The sequence below is a fragment of the Arthrobacter sp. 10L430 genome, assembly GCF_056395245.1.
The window spans coordinates 321,191-338,528 of sequence record NZ_JBFTJD010000005.1 but is presented as its reverse complement, the minus strand read 5'-3'; the positions used below and the strand labels follow the sequence as shown (position 1 = coordinate 338,528).

The window sequence follows — 17,338 nt, the reverse complement described above, 5'->3', positions numbered from 1 at the left end:
ATGACCGACGAATTCTCCGTGGAGAGCGTCTACGCCGAGCTGCTGGGCCGGGCGCCGGAAAACAAGATGGAACCGCGGCTCGCGCCCCTCTTCCGGGCCATGGATGTGCTGGGGGAGCCGAACAAGGCGTTCCCGATCATCCACGTCACAGGCACCAACGGCAAGACCTCCACGGCACGGATGATCGAGGCCGGCCTCCGCGCGCACGGCCTCAGCACCGGCCGCTACACCAGTCCGCACCTGTCCAAGGTCACGGAGCGGATCAGCGTGGACGGCGCACCGGTGTCCGACGAGACGTTCGTCCGGATCTGGGATGAAATCCGGCCCTACCTGGAAATCGTGGACAACGAACTCCTGGCCGAGGACCAGCCCAGACTGACCTACTTTGAGTGCCTGACCATCCTCGCCTTCGCCGTCTTCGCGGACCAGCCCGTCAATGTGGCGGTCATGGAGGTGGGCCTGGGTGGCATCACCGATGCCACGAATGTGGGCGACGGCCAGGTAGCCGTGATCACGCCGATCTCCCTGGACCACACGGAGCTCCTGGGTGACACCACAGAGGACATCGCCTACGAGAAGGCCGGCATCATCAAGCCGGGCGGCTTCCTCATCAGCGCGGCCCAACCTGTGGACGCTGCCCAGGTCCTGCTGGAGAAGGCCAAGGAAGTAGAGGTGCCGTTCCGCTTCGAGGGCGTGGAGTTCGGCGTCGAATCGCGGCAGGTCGCCGTCGGCGGGCAGGTTGTGACCATCCAGGGACTTGCGGGTCGCTACCCGGAGCTGATGGTGCCGCTCCACGGCGCGCACCAGGCCGAGAATGCGGCGGTCGCCATCGCGGCGCTCGAGGCGTTCCTGGGCGGTGGCGAGAAAGAGCTGGACGCCGAAGTGCTGCAGGAAGCGTTCGCCACGGTCACGTCCCCTGGCCGTCTTGAGGTGCTCCGCACCGCGCCCACCATCATCGTGGACGCAGCGCACAACCCGGAGGGCATCCGCGTTTCGGCCGAGGCCATTGAGGAAGCCTTCAGCTTCAGCAAGATCGTTGCAGTGGTCGGTGTCCTCAAGGAAAAGGATGCCGAGGAGATCCTCCGCCAGCTCAAGGCGTCCCTGGGCGGTCTCGCCGAGGAGTTCTGCTTCACGCAGTCGAACTCGCCGCGGGCGGTTCCGGCCGCGGAACTGGCGGAGCTCGCCGTCGACCTCGGCTTTGGTGAGGAGAACCTTCACATCGCCGAGAAGCTGGATGATGCCCTCGAATGGGCTGTGGAGCGCGCTGAGGCCAACGAAGATCTTGCCGGCGGCGTGCTGGTGACGGGCTCCATCACCTTGGTGGCGGAAGCCCGCATCCTGCTCGGAAAAACGGAGGCCTGACCCATGGCCAAGCTGACCAAAGCCCAGCGCGAATGGCGGCCGGGCATGCCCAAAAAACGCAGGTCCACCAAGGTCATGTTCGCGTCCACGGTGCTGCTGCTGGAGGCTTTCGTGGCGTTCTTCGCCACGCTGGCCGTCTTCGGACTGCGGCGCAGCGAGATGTCCCCGGTGCTGATCCTCGCCGTGGGCATCGGGCTGAGCGTGGTCCTGGTTCTGGCTTGCGCCGTCCTGTCGAAACCGTGGGGCGTGGCGCTCGGCTGGGTCCTGCAGCTGGTGCTCATCTTCGCCGGGTTCGTGGAGCCCCTGATGTTCCTCGTGGGCGTTCTGTTCGCCCTGGCCTGGTGGTACGGCATCAGGACAGGCATCCGGATCGACGCCGAAGCCGCCCAGCGGGCCCGGGAGCAGGCCGAATGGGATGCTGCGCATCCCGACGGCCCGCGCAGTGAAGGCGCCGGCCAGAACCCGTAGACTTAGCCGGAAACCCACAACCAACCACATTGGAGCAGCTGTGAGCATTGAGCGCACCCTCGTCCTGATCAAGCCCGACGGCGTCACCCGTAACCTGACCGGCGAAATCCTTGGCCGCATCGAAGCCAAGGGCTACACCCTGGCTGAGCTCAAGAAGGTAAATGCCACCCGGGACCTGCTCGAGCAGCACTACGAAGAGCACGTGGGCAAGCCGTTCTACGAGCCGCTGGTTGAGTTCATGCTCAGCGGCCCCGTGGTTGCCGCGATCTTCGAGGGCCACCGCGTGATCGAAGGCTTCCGCTCGCTGGCCGGCACTACCGACCCGACGACGGCGGCCCCGGGCACCATCCGCGGCGACTTCGGCCGCGACTGGGGCCTGAAGGTCCAGCAGAACCTCGTTCACGGCTCCGACTCAGTGGACTCGGCCGAGCGCGAAATCAAGATCTGGTTCGAGTTCTAAGCGTTTCCCCGCCTTCGCTAAAAAGCGCGAACAAACACTTGAGGCCCCTGTTTCTTTGTGAAGCAGGGGCCTCAAGTGTTCGCTCGCGCTTGACGGCAGGGGGAGGGTTAGAAGCCGGAGGTTCCGACGAACACCTGGATGAAGGCGAAGAAGATCGTCGCGATGACCGCCACGTAAAGCAGCGCAGTGATGATCCACCCGGCGTCGCCGAGGATCCTGGCCACCCCGGCGGGCACCGGGATCACGCCCTGGACAATGTTGCGTACCGTCACCCAGACGAACAGCGGAATCATGGCTGCCCAGACCACCATGCAGAACGGGCAGAGGATGTGGATCACGTACAGTGCCTGGGACCACAGCCACACTACAAAGATGAAACCCAGGGTGATGCCGGCCTGCAGCCCGAGCCAGTACCACCGTGCAAACTTCGCCCCTGCCAGCAGCGCCATCCCTACCGTGATGGTGACAGCGAAGGCGACGATGCCGATGAACATGTTGGGAAAGCCGAAGACCGAACTTTGGGGAGTCTGCATCACCTGGCCGCAGGAGATCCAGGGATTAACATCGCAGACGGTGGTGTGGTTGGGGTCCTTGAGCACCTCAAGTTTCTCCAGCACCAGGGTGCCCGACGCGAGCCACCCCACGATGCCGGTGATGACCAGCAGCCACCCGAAGGGACGGTCACGGGTCATGGCCGGCAGGGAGGTGCCGGCAGTCGCGGGAGTTCGTCCGGATTCGTCGGCGTAAGCGTGTCCGGAATCCGTGCCGGTGGAAGACGAAATGCTGGGCATGGGGCTGGCGTCCTTTGTCTGGGGGTGCTCCTGCCCAGATTGTATCGCCGCGAACTGGGTGCAAGCTTGGGGGAGCCAGCCGTTCGCGGGTCCCTTGACCGCCTTTGTCACATAATTACGGCGTTTTTGTACGGTGGTGTGAGAGAATGAACGTGGCTGGAGCGCGAACCACATTCGAGTTCCGGTCCGGTGGCTTGTTCCCAAGACCGCCAATGAGAAGCAGTGCAGGCTCCGGATTCGGAAATCCGGCCTCCCGCATTCCATTGGACGGCACCTGGTTGTGGATTGCAGAAACAACGGGTTCCAGTAGCATTCCCGCCGGCCTTTCAGGGCTGCCGCACCCCACTGCCGGTGCGAACCTGAGGGTATCCAATTGACTTCTGTCAACGCCCGCGGGTTTTGACAATATGTGCCCCAACGGGTGCCGGATGTGGCGGCATGTCAGGGGCAGGAGTGTTGCCACATATGGATAATGACCAGGTAATAGCCGTTAACGAAGAACCGGCTGCCAGTGCAGAAGCAGTAGCCGCGGAGGCTCCCAAGAAGGCCACCCGAACCAGGCGCAAGGCAGCGCCGAAGGTAAAGGAACCGGAAGCCCAGCTCTCGTTGCCGGAACCGGAACTGCAGGAGCCCGCCCTGGCTGAACCCGCACTGTCGGCTGAGCCCGCTGTGTCGGACCCGGCAGATGCCGCGCATGCCGAAGTGGCGGCAGTGGAAGGGGCCGTTGCCGAGGCCAAGGCCCCGGTGCGGCGCACGCGCTCCCGCAAGAAGGTTGCTGACGAGCCCCTGCCCGCCTTCGCCGGCGATGCAGGTGCTGACACAGGCGCCACGGAGGTCACGGGGGCAGACGCAACGCTTCCGGGCGGTGCAGTCTCCCCTCCCGCCGAAGCTGCCGCCGTCGAATCCGCCACTGGGGAACCTGCCGCCGAGGTGAAGCCGGTGCGCCGCCGCCGGGCCACCAAACCCAAGGCCGTGGAGCCCGAGACGGTCGCCCCTCAGACCGCGGAAGCGGCGGCTGGACCCGCCGCCGCGGTTGAAGCGCCGGCGTCGGAAACACGGGTTGAAGAAACATCTGTTACGGAAATACAGGCTGAGGCTGCAGCCGCCGCGGCGACCCCGGAAGCCGAGGCCGCAGAGGCCGAGGAGGCACCGTCGCAGGCCGCTCCTGCCGGTTCGCTCTTCCTGGAGCCCGCGTCGGTCACATCGATCATTTTCCAGGCTCCTGACCTGAACACAGTGATCCGCCCCGCAGCGGCGCCCGCTGCAGCGGAGGAAACTGACGCCGAAAGCGGCGAGGACGGTGACCTGGAGGACGACGGCGGACGCCGCCGCCGTCGCAGCCGCGGACGCCGTGGCCGGAGCCGCAGTGAAATCACCGACCGCGACGACGCCGAAGGCGACTCCGAAGGAGCCGACGCAGCCGACGACACCGACGAAGAGAACGCCGGCCAGCCCGAAGAAGGCGTGACCTCACGCCGGCGGCGCCGCCGCCGCCGCGGTGACCAGGACCTTGAGCTCACCGGCGGGGGAGATGACGATCCCCCCAACACCGTGACCCGTGTCCGCGCTCCACGTGTCCCCAGTGAACCCGCCGTCAACAACCGCGTAACCAGCGTCAAGGGTTCCACCAGGCTGGAAGCGAAGAAGCAGCGCCGCCGCGAATCCCGCGACACCGGCCGCCGCCGCACCGTCATCACCGAGGCCGAGTTCCTTGCCCGCCGCGAATCCGTGGACCGCCAGATGATCGTGCGCCAGCGCGACGACAGAATCCAGATCGGCGTCCTCGAAGACGGCGTGCTGGCCGAGCACTTCGTGTCCAAGACGCAGCAGGACTCCCTCATCGGCAACGTCTACCTGGGCAAGGTCCAGAACGTGCTGCCGTCCATGGAAGCCGCCTTCGTCGACATTGGACGCGGCCGCAACGCCGTGCTCTACGCCGGTGAAGTGAACTGGGAGGCCGTCAACCTCGAAGGCAAGCAGCGCCGGATCGAGAACGCCCTGAAGTCCGGGGATGCCGTCCTGGTCCAGGTCACCAAGGATCCCGTGGGCCACAAGGGCGCACGCCTCACCAGCCAGATCTCCCTGCCCGGACGCTACCTTGTGTACGTGCCCGGCGGCTCCATGACGGGCATCTCCCGCAAGTTGCCCGACGTCGAACGCAACCGCCTCAAGCGCATCCTCAAGGACCGCCTGCCGGAAAATGCCGGCGTGATCGTCCGCACCGCGGCCGAAGGCGCGTCCGAGGAAGAGCTCACCCACGACATCAACCGCCTCCGGGCGCAGTGGGAGGGCATCGAGAGCCAGTCCAGCTCCACGAAGGTCCTCGCCCCGGAACTGCTCTACGGCGAACCGGACCTGACGATCAAGGTGGTCCGCGACGTCTTCAACGAGGACTTCTCGAAGCTGATCGTTTCCGGCGAGGAAGCGTGGGACACCATCGAGGCCTACGTCACCTACGTGGCCCCCGACCTGGTGGGCCGGTTGGAGAAGTGGACCAAGGACACCGACATCTTCGCGGCGTGGCGGATCGACGAGCAGATCCACAAGGCGCTGGACCGCAAGGTGTTCCTGCCGTCAGGCGGTTCCCTCGTGATTGACCGCACCGAAGCCATGACCGTGGTTGACGTCAACACCGGCAAGTTCACCGGCAGCGGCGGCAACCTGGAGGAAACGGTCACCAAGAACAACCTGGAGGCTGCCGAGGAAGTCGTCCGGCAGCTCCGACTCCGCGACATCGGCGGCATCATCGTGATCGACTTCATCGACATGGTGCTCGAATCCAACCGCGACCTCGTGCTGCGCCGCATGGTTGAGTGCCTGGGCCGCGACCGGACCAAGCACCAGGTCGCGGAGGTGACCTCGCTGGGACTCGTGCAGATGACGCGCAAACGGATGGGCACCGGGCTGCTGGAAGTCTTCGGCGAGCAGTGCGAGGCGTGCGCCGGCCGCGGCATCGTCACCCACGACGAGCCGGTCGAGCACCGCCGGGCCAATGTCGTTGCCGCCGAGCACCACATCCCTCGGGCGGAGCACCAGCCCGCCGTGCGCCCGGAGCGAAAGAGCCGCCGCCGCGGCAAGGGCGGCCAGGTTCCGGCCGAGTCCGCGCCTACTGCTCCCGCCGCTGTCCATCACGAGCCAACCGAGGCCGAGCGACACGCCAAGGCCGAAGCCACCCGGGCGGCCCTCGCCAACATAGCGGCAGCGGCACACGCAGCGCACCTGCATGAGGATGCCGCCCACCACGGTGTCTCCGGCGATGCGGCGCGGCCTGCTCCCGTGCCGGCGGCCTCCGCTCCGGAGAGCCCGGCAGTGCACCGCAGCCCGGAGACGGAAAGCATTTCCGGCCGTCCCGGCGCCGTGCTGACGTTCGGAGGCGAGAAGGTGGTGCTTCCCTTCGTCGAGCACGCCGATGAGCCGGCATCCGAAACGCCTGCCCTGACCCTGGACCGGCTTGAGGAAGCCTTCGCGCACCTTGGCGAGCCTGCTGCTCCCGCTGCGGAGGAGCCGACGGCGGCCCCGGTACCCGCTGTTGTTGATCCGGCTGCAGCCGGCCCTGCCACTGCGGTAGCTGCCCCGGCGCGAACCGGGGAGAGTCCCGCTCCGGCGGTTGCGGAGAACGACGCCGACCGGTTCGCGGATCACTCGGCCGTGCAGACCCGGACCCGACGTCCGCGCCGGAACCGCAGCGCAAGCCGTGCGCAGGGCGCAGCCAACGAGACGTCCGTGGAACACCATGAGACGGCGCCGGCAGCACTGGCCGGACACTCGCATGAGGCCAAGGCTCCGGAAGCGGAGAAGGTGGCTGCCGCCAAGCCGGCCAGCGAGCCGATCATTCTTGGCGTAGGCGTACCCGCGTCTGAGCTCTGAGTCGACCCCCTTCCAACGGGCCGGTGCTGCAATCGCAGCACCGGCCCGTTGGGTTTTGGGAGTAAGCCGCTAGGCTGGGGGACTGACACGGGGTGCCGAGCAAAGTGCCGGCTGAGATCCAAACCCGTTGAACCTGACCGGTTAGCACCGGCGAAGGGATGTCTCCTTTGTCCTCAGCATCTGTCCTGCCTCCCGCGGTTGATTCCTCCGTTGCCGCCTTCAAATTCTCCCCGCGCACCGGCCGGGACATTCCCCGGGTCTTGGCGATCGCCGGCTCGGACCCTTCAGGAGGCGCCGGCGTCCAGGCGGACCTGAAGAGCATCGCGGCCAACGGAGGCTATGGAATGGCCGCCATCACGGCGCTGACCGCCCAGAACACCCGCGGCGTCAGTGCCGTCCACGTTCCGCCGGCGGATTTCCTCACCGCGCAGCTGTCAGCGGTCAGCGACGACATCACTGTTGACGCCGTGAAGATCGGCATGCTGGGCGACGAAAAGGTGATCACCGCGGTCCGCAGCTGGCTGGAGAAGGTCCGTCCCGGCGTCGTGGTTCTTGACCCGGTCATGGTGGCAACGAGCGGGGACCGGCTCCTGCGGGAGTCCGCCGAGTCTGCACTTCGGGCACTCCTGCCGCTGGCCGACCTGATCACGCCCAACCTTGCCGAGCTGGGCATGCTGCTCGGGGAACCGGAAGCCGCCACCTGGTCCGACGCGCTCGAGCAGGGAAAACGGTTGTCGGCCGAAACCGGGGCCACAGTCCTGGTCAAGGGAGGGCATCTGGACGGTGCTGATTGCCCGGACGCCCTCGTGAACACCGGTGGTGTGCTGTCCGCTGACGTGGTGGTGGTGGACGGCGAGCGGGTTCCGACGCGCAACAGCCACGGCACAGGGTGCTCGCTGTCCTCAGCCATGGCTACGGTGCAGGCGCGCTTAGGGGACTGGGAGCTGTCCCTGCGTACCGTCAAGCCGTGGCTGGAGGGGGCCCTCCGCACGTCCGGGAGGCTCGACGTGGGGCACGGCAACGGACCCGTCCACCACTTCCACCACCTGACGGTGGCGGGCGAAGGCAGCTATGCCGGGATGCTCCACGCCGAAGCCGCACCCGACCTGGAAACGATCTACGGCCTGGGCTTCATCCGCGGCCTGGTGGAAGGCACCCTGCCGGAAAACGAGTTTGCGTACTACCTCGCCCAGGATGCCATCTACCTCAACGGGTATTCACGCGTCCTGGCGCGGGCCAGCGCCCTTGCCCCCACCGAGGCCGAGCAGCTCTTTTGGGCGCGTTCCGCGCAGCAGTGCCTCGAAGTCGAGTCGGAGCTGCACCGCAGCTGGCTCAGCACCCGGACAGTGCGGGCGGAGCTGGGCCCGGTCACCAAGGCATATGTGGACCACCTGCTGGCTGCTTCTGCATCCGGAAGCTATGCCGTGCTGGTGGCGGCGGTGCTTCCGTGCTTCTGGCTCTATGCCGACGTCGGGGCGAGCCTCCACGCCGAATTTGCGGCGGCGGGCGCCCCGGAAGAGCATCCGTACGCGGAGTGGCTGCGCACCTACGCCGACGAGGACTTCGCCGCGGCCACCCGGCAGGCCATCGGGATCACCGATGCCGCCGGGCGCGCGGCGTCTGACTGGGAACGCACCCAGATGCTCACGGCCTTCCGGCAGTCCTGCCGCTACGAAGTGGATTTCTTCGACGCGCCACGCCGCCACGGCTGAGCGGCGGCGGGCGCGGCAGCCGGTACGATAGATGCGCACGGTTACGGCAGGCGGTGCGGCAGCCCTTGTGGCGCCTATCACGGACAGCCCGCCGAAACCAGCCTCATTTGCGACCGAAGGCGAAATTAGCGTAGTCTAGATCTTCGGTGCTTACGCCAACACTTGGGTTATGACCCCGGAACGATCCAATCGGAATTGTTCTTGGGATAGCTCACGGGTTCCCCCGGGGAATCCACGGCGTTGAGGCACAGCGAGAGCCAGGCCAAACAATTGGACCCAGGTTCCGCACGCAAATTTAGTAATAAACGTCGAGAGAAGTGAGTTCCCAAGTGGTGTACGCGATTGTCCGCGCAGGCGGCCGCCAAGAGAAGGTTTCCGTTGGAGACTTCGTTACCCTGAACCGCGTCGCCGGTGGAGCTGGCAGCACCATTGAGCTGCCCGCACTGCTCCTGGTAGACGGTGACAAGGTCACCTCCGCAGCTGCGGACCTGGCCAAGGTAACTGTTACGGCTGAGATCCTTGAGGACCTTCGTGGTCCGAAGATCGTCATCCAGAAGTTCAAGAACAAGACCGGTTACAAGAAGCGCCAGGGTCACCGTCAGGAACTGACCAAGGTCAAGATCACCGGTATCAAGTAACCACTGGTTACTGTTCAGGTTTTCAGCAGATTCCCCAGAATTTAAAGGCAGGCATTCCAAATGGCACATAAAAAAGGCGCGAGCTCCACTCGCAACGGTCGTGACTCCAACGCCCAGTACCTCGGCGTCAAGCGCTTCGGCGGCCAGGTAGTTTCCGCTGGCGAGATCATCGTCCGCCAGCGTGGAACCCACTTCCACCCCGGCGCAGGCGTTGGCCGTGGCGGCGACGACACCCTGTTCGCACTGCAGGCCGGCGCTGTCGAATTCGGCACCCGCCGCGGCCGTCGAGTCGTGAACATCGTTACTGCTGCAGCTGCAGAGTAACAACAGGATCTGAACCGGTGGAGCGGGCCATGATGGCCCGCTCCACTGTTCTTTTAACCGCATTACAATCAATTTGGGTGTCCAAGACAGCCAGATTAAGCACAGAGGAGATTCACCGTGGCGAGCTTTGTAGACCGGGTAGTACTGCACGTATCCGGCGGTACCGGCGGCCACGGCTGTGTCTCCGTTCACCGTGAGAAGTTCAAGCCGCTCGGCGGACCCGACGGCGGCAATGGCGGCAACGGCGGCGATGTCATCCTTCGCGTGGACCTGCAGACCACCACGCTGCTGGACTACCACCACGCCCCGCACCGGCACGCCACCAACGGCGGCCCGGGCATGGGTGACTGGCGCGGCGGCAAGAACGGTGAAACGCTGATCCTGCCCGTCCCGGACGGCACCGTGGTCAAGACGAAGGACGGGAAAGTCCTTGCCGACCTCGTCGGCGAAGGCACCGAATTCATTGCGGCTGCCGGCGGCATCGGCGGCCTTGGCAACGCCTCGCTGTCCTCGCAGAAGCGTCGCGCCCCCGGCTTCGCACTGCTGGGCATCGAGGGTGATTCCAGCGACATCGTGCTGGAACTGAAGTCCATTGCGGATATTGCCCTGGTCGGATTCCCTTCGGCGGGCAAGTCCAGCCTGATTGCCGCGATGTCCGCTGCCCGGCCCAAGATCGCCGACTACCCGTTCACCACGCTCATCCCCAACCTCGGCGTGGTCCAGGCCGGCGAGGTCCGGTTCACCATCGCAGACGTCCCCGGACTCATCGAGGGTGCCAGCGAAGGCAAGGGCCTGGGCCATAACTTCCTCCGCCACGTGGAGCGTTGTGCGGCTTTGGTGCACGTTTTGGACTGCGGTACGCTCGAATCTGACCGTGACCCGCTCTCCGACCTCGCCATTATTGAAGCCGAGCTCGAGAAGTATGCCGTTGACATGAGCTACGCCGGCACCGACGGAGAAGTTGTCCCGCTCAACCACCGGCCCCGGCTGGTGGCACTGAACAAGGTCGATCTGCCCGACGGTAAAGACATGGCCGAGTTCGTCCGCCCGGAGCTGGAGTCCAGAGGCTACCGCGTCTTCGAAGTCTCAGCCACGAGCCACGAGGGCCTGCGCCAGCTTGGTTTCGCCATGGCCGAGATCGTCAAGGCCGCCCGGGACACGGTGGCGGCCACGCCGCCCAAGGTGCACGCTCCTGTCCTGCGCCCCCGTGCGGTCAACGAGGCCGGCTTCAAGATCCGCCGCGAGGAGAAGAACCTGGAGCCGCTGTTCCGCGTCCTGGGCGAGAAGCCCGTGCGCTGGGTCAAACAGACCGACTTCACCAACGAGGAAGCCATTGGCTACCTGGCCGACCGCCTTGCCAAACTGGGTGTGGAAAACGAACTGTTCAAGCAGGGTGCCAAGCCCGGCGACACAGTGGTGATCGGTGAGGACGACGGCGTTGTGTTCGACTGGGAGCCCACCATGATGGCGGGCGCGGAATTGCTCGCCGCGCCGCGCGGTACTGACGTCCGTTTCGCTGACATCGGAGACCGGCCGACGCGTGGACAGAAGCGCGATGAGCAGGTCGAGCGCCGTGAAGCCAAGGCCGCGGCACGCGCCGAGCTGGAGGCTGAGCGCAAGGCCGGAATCTGGACTGAGTCAGTCAGTGGACGCCGTGCCGCACGGCCTCTCAAGGAGAGTGGACTGAACACCGACAATGAGGAGTGAACCCGCACACGTGACCGACAATTCCGCAGTAGTCATCGAGGAACCCAGAACCGACGACCGCAGAATGCTCGCGAGGGCACGCCGCATCGTAGTCAAGGTCGGATCGTCGTCGCTTACCAGCATCAAGGGCGGAATCTCGGAGGAGGCGCTGACCGAACTTTCTGACGCGCTGGCGGCCAAGTGCAACGCGGGCGCCGAAATCATCCTGGTTTCCTCCGGCGCAATCTCGGCAGGACTGGCACCGCTTGGCCTGGCCAAGCGTCCGCGCGACCTCGCCACGCAGCAGGCAGCTGCCAGCGTGGGCCAGGGCCTCCTTATGGCCCGCTACACACAGGCTTTCGGCGCGCACGGTGTCACCGTCAGCCAAGTGCTTTTGACTGCAGATGACCTCATGCGGCGAAGCCATCACCAGAACGCGTTTCGCGCACTGAACCGTCTGCTGAACCTCGGCGTTGTGCCCGTGGTCAATGAGAACGACACCGTCGCGACCCACAAGATCCGCTTCGGCGACAACGACCGCCTCTCCGCCCTCGTTGCCCATCTGGTTCGCGCCGATGCGCTGGTGCTCCTTTCCGACGTCGACTCGCTTTATGACGGTCCGCCCTCGAAGGGCGCCAAGCGGATCCCGCAGGTAGACGGCCCGCAGGACCTTGAAGGTGTATCCATCGGCAGTCCCGGCAAAGCCGGGGTGGGAACCGGCGGCATGCAGACCAAGGTGGAAGCCGCCACAATGGCTGCAGATTCCGGCATCCCCGCGCTTGTAACGTCCACCGCGAATGCGGCCGCGGCCCTTGCCGGCGAAGACGTGGGAACCTGGTTCTCCGTCAACAGCGGACGCAAATCCGTGCGCATGATGTGGCTGGCGCACCTCGCGCACGTGCAGGGCCGGCTAATACTCGACGACGGCGCCATCACCGCCGTGCGGGACAACCACACCTCGCTGCTCCCGGCGGGCATCACGGCCGTTGAAGGCACCTTTGAATCCGGCGACGCCGTCGAAATGGTATCTGCCGACGGCACGGTCATTGCGCGCGGCCTGGTCAACTACTCCGCCAGCGAACTGCCGCAAATGCTGGGCCGCTCCACCGTGGAGCTGGGGGAGTCACTGGGGCGCGGCTTCGACCGTGAGGTTGTTCACGTTGATGACCTGGTTCTGGTCTAACGGCCGCACTCGCCTAGACTTGAATGATGACTGAGGCACTGATGAACCAAGCAGCAGAGACATCCACCGACGCTACGCAGGTCCCTTCCATGCCGGAAAACTCCCAGCCGACACCGGCAGAGGTCGAGGCGGCCGTGTACGCGATCGCCGACCGTTCCCGCCACGCGGCCCGCAGCATGTCCCGGGCCAACCGCGCCCTGAAGGACAAGGGTCTTCGTGCCATTGGAAGCGCATTGCTGGAGAGCAAGGCCGAGATCCTTGCCGCGAACGCCAAGGACGTGGAAGCCGGCCGCGCGAACGGAACTACGGCCGCCCTCCTTGACCGGCTGACGCTCAACGACGCCCGGATCGACGCCCTCGCAGGCGCCCTCGAAAATCTCGCGGGCCTGCCCGACCCCGTCGGCAACGTTGTCCGGGGCCAGACGCTGCCGAACGGCCTGCGCCTGCGTCAGATCAACGTCCCCATGGGCGTGGTTGCGGCCATCTATGAAGCCCGCCCCAACGTGACTGTTGATATCGCCGGTCTCGCGCTGAAGAGCGGCAACTCCGTGATCCTGCGCGGCGGCTCTGCGGCGGCTGCCACCAACGAGGCCCTGATCCTCGTACTGCGCGAAGCACTCGACTCCGTGGGCCTTCCTGCGGATGCCGTCCAGACCGTCGACCAGTTCGGACGCGAAGGGGCCAATGTGCTCATGCGTGCCCGCGGCCGTGTTGACGTGCTGATTCCCCGCGGCGGCCGTGAACTGATCCAGACCGTCGTGAACAATTCCTCCGTCCCGGTCATCGAGACAGGTGAGGGCAACGTCCACATCTTCATCGATGAGTCTGCCGGCGAGGACATGGCCGTGGAGATCCTCCTCAACGCCAAGACCCAGCGGCCCAGTGTCTGCAACACCGTGGAAACGCTGTTGGTTCACTCCGGCTCCACCGTCCTACCGGCGGTGGCCGAGGCGCTCAGAAAGGCCGGCGTCCGTCTGCATGCCGATGACCGGATCCGCGCCGCGCTGCCCGCATCCGTAGAGTCCGTGCCGGCCACCGACGAGGACTGGGCCACCGAGTACATGGACCTGGACCTGGCGGTGGCCATGGTGGACAGCCTGGACGAAGCGGTGCAGCACATCCGCACCTGGACCACCGGCCACACCGAGGCCATCCTGACCAACAACCTCGCGAACGCCGAACGCTTCATTGCGGAAATTGACTCGGCGGCGGTGATCGTGAACGCGTCCACGCGCTTTACCGACGGCGGCGAATTGGGGTTGGGTGCCGAGGTCGGCATCTCCACGCAGAAGCTTCATGCACGGGGTCCGATGGGCCTCACGGAGTTGACCACCACCAAGTGGATCGTGCAGGGCGAAGGTCAGGTGCGCGGTTAACAACCGCGGTAACCGTGGCTAACAACGCGGTAACATAGTACAGAAGTCCGGAACGGCGGGAATTTCCGCCGTCGTCATCCTTTCAGTCCTAGGGGAGAAAATGCTGCTCCAGCAGATCGCCGTGTCAGTTGCCGAACACGAAGAACGGGCCCCCCTGTGGGCTGAACCCTGGGTTTTTGGCGTGTCGATCTTTAGCATCCTGCTGGTTCTGATGTTCATCACGCTGTCCTACTCCAACCTGGGCAACCGCCACTCCCCGGTGGACGAACATTCGGATCCGCACCGCCAGCACCCCAACAAGCACGATCACGGGCAGGGCCACTAACATTTCCACCGCATTGCATCACGGCGGTCCGCAACGCCGGCTGAGGTTGGGCGTGATGGGCGGGACGTTCGATCCCATCCATCACGGCCACTTGGTGGCGGCCAGCGAGGTAGCCGCCAAGTTCGGACTGGACGAGGTGGTCTTCGTTCCGACCGGCCAGCCGTGGCAGAAGTCGAGCAAGAAGGTCAGCGAGCCGGAACACCGCTATCTCATGACCGTGATTGCCACGGCGTCGAATCCGCGGTTCACCGTCAGCCGCGTGGATGTGGACCGTCCCGGTCCCACCTACACCATCGACACGCTGCGGGATCTGCGGACCCAGCGTCCCGACGCCGACCTGTTCTTCATCACCGGTGCGGACGCCCTGGCTCAGATCCTGTCATGGAAAGATATCGACGAACTGTGGTCGCTGGCCCACTTCGTGGGCGTCACCCGGCCGGGGCACGAACTGGACGGCATGGGCCGAAAGGACGTCAGCCTCCTCACGGTGCCGGCCATGGCCATTTCCTCAACGGACTGCCGCGCACGCGTGGCGGCCAACAATCCGGTCTGGTACCTGGTGCCGGATGGCGTGGTTCAGTACATCGCGAAATACGGACTTTACGCCGCGCCGCGGACCCAGCAAGGCAGCTCCGCGCTTACCGAGACAGACGATCCCGACAGCACTGAATGAGTTTTTAAATGAGTCAGGAACAGCCACCCGTCCGCAGCCGCCGTGAATTACGGAAGGCCAGAGATGAAGCCCTGGGTAAGAACCGGGATGACGCCAGCACCACGCGTGCCGGCGGGGTAGCCCCTGCCTCAAAGCAACCTTCCCCGAAACAGCCTTCGTCAAAGCAGCCGGCTGATCCCCGCGCAACGGAAGCGTCCAGGGCCGCCGGCGCTCCACGTCCCGCGGACACTCCCCGCAATCCCGATGGCGCCCGCGCCTCTGATGCAACGCGTCCATCCTCCGAATCTGGGCGTGTCCGCCGCGTCGCGCCGGGGCCCGTGGATTCCGTCCCCGCAGGCTCAGCGGCTGAACGCTCGTCCCAGATCAGGGCGAGGGACCGTGCCGCGCTCCGCACCATCAAAGAGCTCGCGGAAAAAGAAGGGCAACTGTCCGGAGGCGGACCGCCCACTCGCCGCCAGCTCAGGCTGATGCAGCTGGAACAGGCTGTCACCTCGGCTATGCCCGTGGTCCCGCCCGCTGCTGGCGGCCCGGCTCCCGCCCAAAAGAAGGGTTCCACGCAAGCGCAGGCACCTGCCGCGCCTGCTCAAGCTCAGCCCCCAGCCCAACCGCAGGCGCCCGCGCAGGCGCCCGTGCAGGCCGCGCAGCCGAAGGCCGCGCCGGCGTCGGCCGGGGCGTCCGCTGGGGACGAGTTGCCCGAGGGCATGACTGTCGAACAGGCACTTGAGGCGCGCACCCTCATCGCCGAACAGGCCAAGAACCAGCTCGCCAAGATGGAGCACATCGCTGCCACGGACCCGGAAGCCGTGGACCCCGAGATCCTGGCTCAGCAGATAGCCCTCGCTGAACGCGCTGCCGTTCTCAACAAGCGTGCCAAGGCCAAACAGAAACTTGCCGAACAGAACGCCCCGACCCAGCCGCAGAACGGCCCGTCCACGGCCAGCAACCTGGCCATGGTAACGCCCCTGGAATTTGTCCAGGTTCCGGGAGTGGACCGCCCCGTCATGAAGCGGCCGGCCACATCGTATGTTCCGGTGGTGACCAGCCCGGGGCCGCGCGTTCCCTCACGGGCTGCACGCCAGACCAAGAAGCCGCGGTCAGGCGGCAGCACGCCATCGACGGGACGCTCACGGGTGATCGCCCGTGCCGAGGCGGCAGCAAGGGCCGCGTCCGGAGCCGCAGCTCCTCAGGCGAACGCCGCCTGGGATGCGGAGTCGAATGAGGATTTTGCCGGGCTGCCGCCTGTGTCAGCGAAGTCCGCCTACGGACTGGATCCGCTCGATGCCGCAACGGCCGGTCTCGGCAGGGCCCACCGGCTCCGGCTCCTCCAGTTGGGAGTGCTGGCCCTCGGGACCATCGCCCTCATTACCGGAATCATCATGATCATCAGCGGCCTCTCGCGCTGACTTCAGCAATAACCACCAGGTTTTACACCACAACAAGGAGTCCCGTGACTGCATCCGATTCATCCATCACCACAGCCCGACACGCAGCGAGGGCCGCGGCGGACAAGATTGCCCAGGACATCGTTGCCCTGGACGTCAGTGAGCGCCTTGCCCTCGCAGACGTCTTCCTGATCGCTTCCGCGCCCAGCGAACGCCAGGTCAACGCCATTGTCGACGGCATCGAAGAGGAGCTCATCAAGCAGGACCTTCGCCCGGTCCGCCGCGAGGGCCGCTCGGCCGGCCGCTGGGTCCTGCTGGATTACTCCGACGTAGTGATCCACGTCCAGCACGAGGAAGACCGCGTCTTCTATGCCCTCGAGCGACTCTGGAAGGACTGCCCGGTCGTGGACCTGCAGCTCGGCGACGACACCTCCGCCAAGGCCGCCGCGACTTCCGAATCAGAGTAGGGCTGGCCCGAACAGTGGCCAATATGCCCGATTTGGAATTTTCGGAATCGCTGTTCTAAGATATTTGAGTTGCTTCGGAGAGATCCGAACAAAAGGTCGGGCCCTGAGGCGAACGCTGAAGGTGCCGGAGCAGCGAAAATTAGGGGCTGTGGCGCAGCTGGTAGCGCACCTGCATGGCATGCAGGGGGTCAGGGGTTCGAGTCCCCTCAGCTCCACCAAGAAACCGCTGGAACTCAGGGCTGCGGCCCGGTTCCGGCGGTTTTTCTTTGCCGAAATTCAGCACGGCTCTGTGTTTGCCCGTGACTTCAAGTTCTGGGCCTTCCCTTGGCGCCGCAGGGAGTTCACGGTCCAGGAACCCGAGCAGGCTCCTGACAGGACCGGGGAGAAGGTCTAATCCGAGAACGGAAAGAGGGGCAGCCGCAATGGTTGCCCCTCTTTCGTGCCTCTCTGGACTATCGGCCGAAGAGCCGCCGACCGCCGACTCCTTCACCGGCTCAGGGCTCTCCGCCGGCTGTTGCTGGCGGCCAGTAGTCACTGTCCGCATTGGTGCTTTACCAGCCAGTGTGCTGCAAATGTCCGGAACGTTGCTCACCCCCCATCGTGGGGGTCGGCGAGTACCACGTA

Annotated in this window: 15 protein-coding genes, 1 tRNA gene and 1 riboswitch; of the genes, 15 read left to right on the top strand and 1 reads right to left on the bottom strand. The window is 65.5% G+C overall.

Annotation, left to right across the window (positions count from 1 at the left end; translation table 11 throughout):
* Genes AC1DDG_RS08075 through ndk form a run of 3 tightly spaced genes read left to right on the top strand, consistent with a single transcriptional unit; the run spans position 1 to position 2,290 of the window.
* A complete protein-coding gene (locus AC1DDG_RS08075) occupies positions 1 to 1,362 on the top strand; it encodes a bifunctional folylpolyglutamate synthase/dihydrofolate synthase (protein ID WP_476875623.1) in 1,362 nt (453 codons plus the stop codon).
* Positions 1,363 to 1,365: 3 nt separating this feature from the next.
* Complete coding sequence (locus tag AC1DDG_RS08070) at positions 1,366 to 1,830, top strand: DUF4233 domain-containing protein (protein WP_476875622.1); 465 nt, start codon at positions 1,366 to 1,368, stop codon at positions 1,828 to 1,830.
* Between the two features lie 40 nt (positions 1,831 to 1,870).
* Entirely contained in the window at positions 1,871 to 2,290 is a 420-nt protein-coding gene (gene ndk / locus AC1DDG_RS08065) for a nucleoside-diphosphate kinase (RefSeq protein WP_230119737.1), read from the top strand.
* 107 nt (positions 2,291 to 2,397) lie between these two features.
* Here the strand turns inward: ndk and AC1DDG_RS08060 are convergent, their stop codons facing one another.
* Positions 2,398 to 3,081, bottom strand: a complete 684-nt coding sequence (locus tag AC1DDG_RS08060) for a vitamin K epoxide reductase family protein (RefSeq protein ID WP_230119641.1) — start codon at positions 3,079 to 3,081, stop codon at positions 2,398 to 2,400.
* Between the two features lie 465 nt (positions 3,082 to 3,546).
* Here AC1DDG_RS08060 and AC1DDG_RS08055 point away from each other — a divergent pair, with 465 nt between their 5' ends.
* The 12 genes from AC1DDG_RS08055 to AC1DDG_RS08000 all read left to right on the top strand — a co-directional run bounded on the left by AC1DDG_RS08055 (position 3,547) and on the right by AC1DDG_RS08000 (position 16,932).
* A complete protein-coding gene (locus AC1DDG_RS08055; protein WP_476875621.1) occupies positions 3,547 to 6,948 on the top strand; it encodes an Rne/Rng family ribonuclease in 3,402 nt (1,133 codons plus the stop codon).
* A 78-nt stretch (positions 6,949 to 7,026) separates the two neighbouring features.
* A riboswitch (TPP riboswitch) is annotated at positions 7,027 to 7,124 on the top strand.
* Positions 7,107 to 8,660, top strand: coding sequence for a bifunctional hydroxymethylpyrimidine kinase/phosphomethylpyrimidine kinase (thiD, locus tag AC1DDG_RS08050; protein ID WP_476875620.1), 1,554 nt, complete (start codon positions 7,107 to 7,109; stop codon positions 8,658 to 8,660). Its footprint overlaps the riboswitch before it by 18 nt.
* Positions 8,661 to 8,989: 329 nt before the next feature.
* Complete coding sequence (gene rplU / locus AC1DDG_RS08045; RefSeq protein WP_230119644.1) at positions 8,990 to 9,298, top strand: 50S ribosomal protein L21; 309 nt, start codon at positions 8,990 to 8,992, stop codon at positions 9,296 to 9,298.
* A 60-nt stretch (positions 9,299 to 9,358) separates the two neighbouring features.
* Positions 9,359 to 9,622 carry a 50S ribosomal protein L27 gene (gene rpmA, locus AC1DDG_RS08040; RefSeq protein ID WP_247045811.1) on the top strand — a complete coding sequence of 88 codons (264 nt, stop codon included), beginning with the start codon at positions 9,359 to 9,361 and terminating at the stop codon, positions 9,620 to 9,622.
* 117 nt (positions 9,623 to 9,739) lie between these two features.
* A complete protein-coding gene (gene obgE / locus AC1DDG_RS08035) occupies positions 9,740 to 11,329 on the top strand; it encodes a GTPase ObgE (RefSeq protein ID WP_230119638.1) in 1,590 nt (529 codons plus the stop codon).
* 64 nt (positions 11,330 to 11,393) lie between these two features.
* Positions 11,394 to 12,491, top strand: coding sequence for a glutamate 5-kinase (gene proB, locus AC1DDG_RS08030; protein WP_476875679.1), 1,098 nt, complete (start codon positions 11,394 to 11,396; stop codon positions 12,489 to 12,491).
* 26 nt (positions 12,492 to 12,517) lie between these two features.
* A complete protein-coding gene (locus tag AC1DDG_RS08025; RefSeq protein WP_476875619.1) occupies positions 12,518 to 13,867 on the top strand; it encodes a glutamate-5-semialdehyde dehydrogenase in 1,350 nt (449 codons plus the stop codon).
* Between the two features lie 100 nt (positions 13,868 to 13,967).
* Complete coding sequence (locus tag AC1DDG_RS08020) at positions 13,968 to 14,192, top strand: hypothetical protein (protein ID WP_230119636.1); 225 nt, start codon at positions 13,968 to 13,970, stop codon at positions 14,190 to 14,192.
* Position 14,193: 1 nt separating this feature from the next.
* Positions 14,194 to 14,865 (top strand): nicotinate-nucleotide adenylyltransferase, encoded by a 672-nt coding sequence (nadD, locus tag AC1DDG_RS08015; protein ID WP_476875678.1) that lies wholly within the window; start codon positions 14,194 to 14,196, stop codon positions 14,863 to 14,865.
* A gap of 317 nt (positions 14,866 to 15,182) precedes the next feature.
* Positions 15,183 to 16,268 carry a hypothetical protein gene (locus AC1DDG_RS08010; RefSeq protein ID WP_476875618.1) on the top strand — a complete coding sequence of 362 codons (1,086 nt, stop codon included), beginning with the start codon at positions 15,183 to 15,185 and terminating at the stop codon, positions 16,266 to 16,268.
* Positions 16,269 to 16,312: 44 nt separating this feature from the next.
* Positions 16,313 to 16,714: a ribosome silencing factor gene (gene rsfS / locus AC1DDG_RS08005; protein ID WP_230119633.1), complete on the top strand. Its 402-nt coding sequence runs from the start codon at positions 16,313 to 16,315 to the stop codon at positions 16,712 to 16,714.
* Positions 16,715 to 16,856: 142 nt separating this feature from the next.
* A tRNA-Ala gene (locus tag AC1DDG_RS08000) sits at positions 16,857 to 16,932 on the top strand.
* Positions 16,933 to 17,338: the final 406 nt, after the last annotated feature.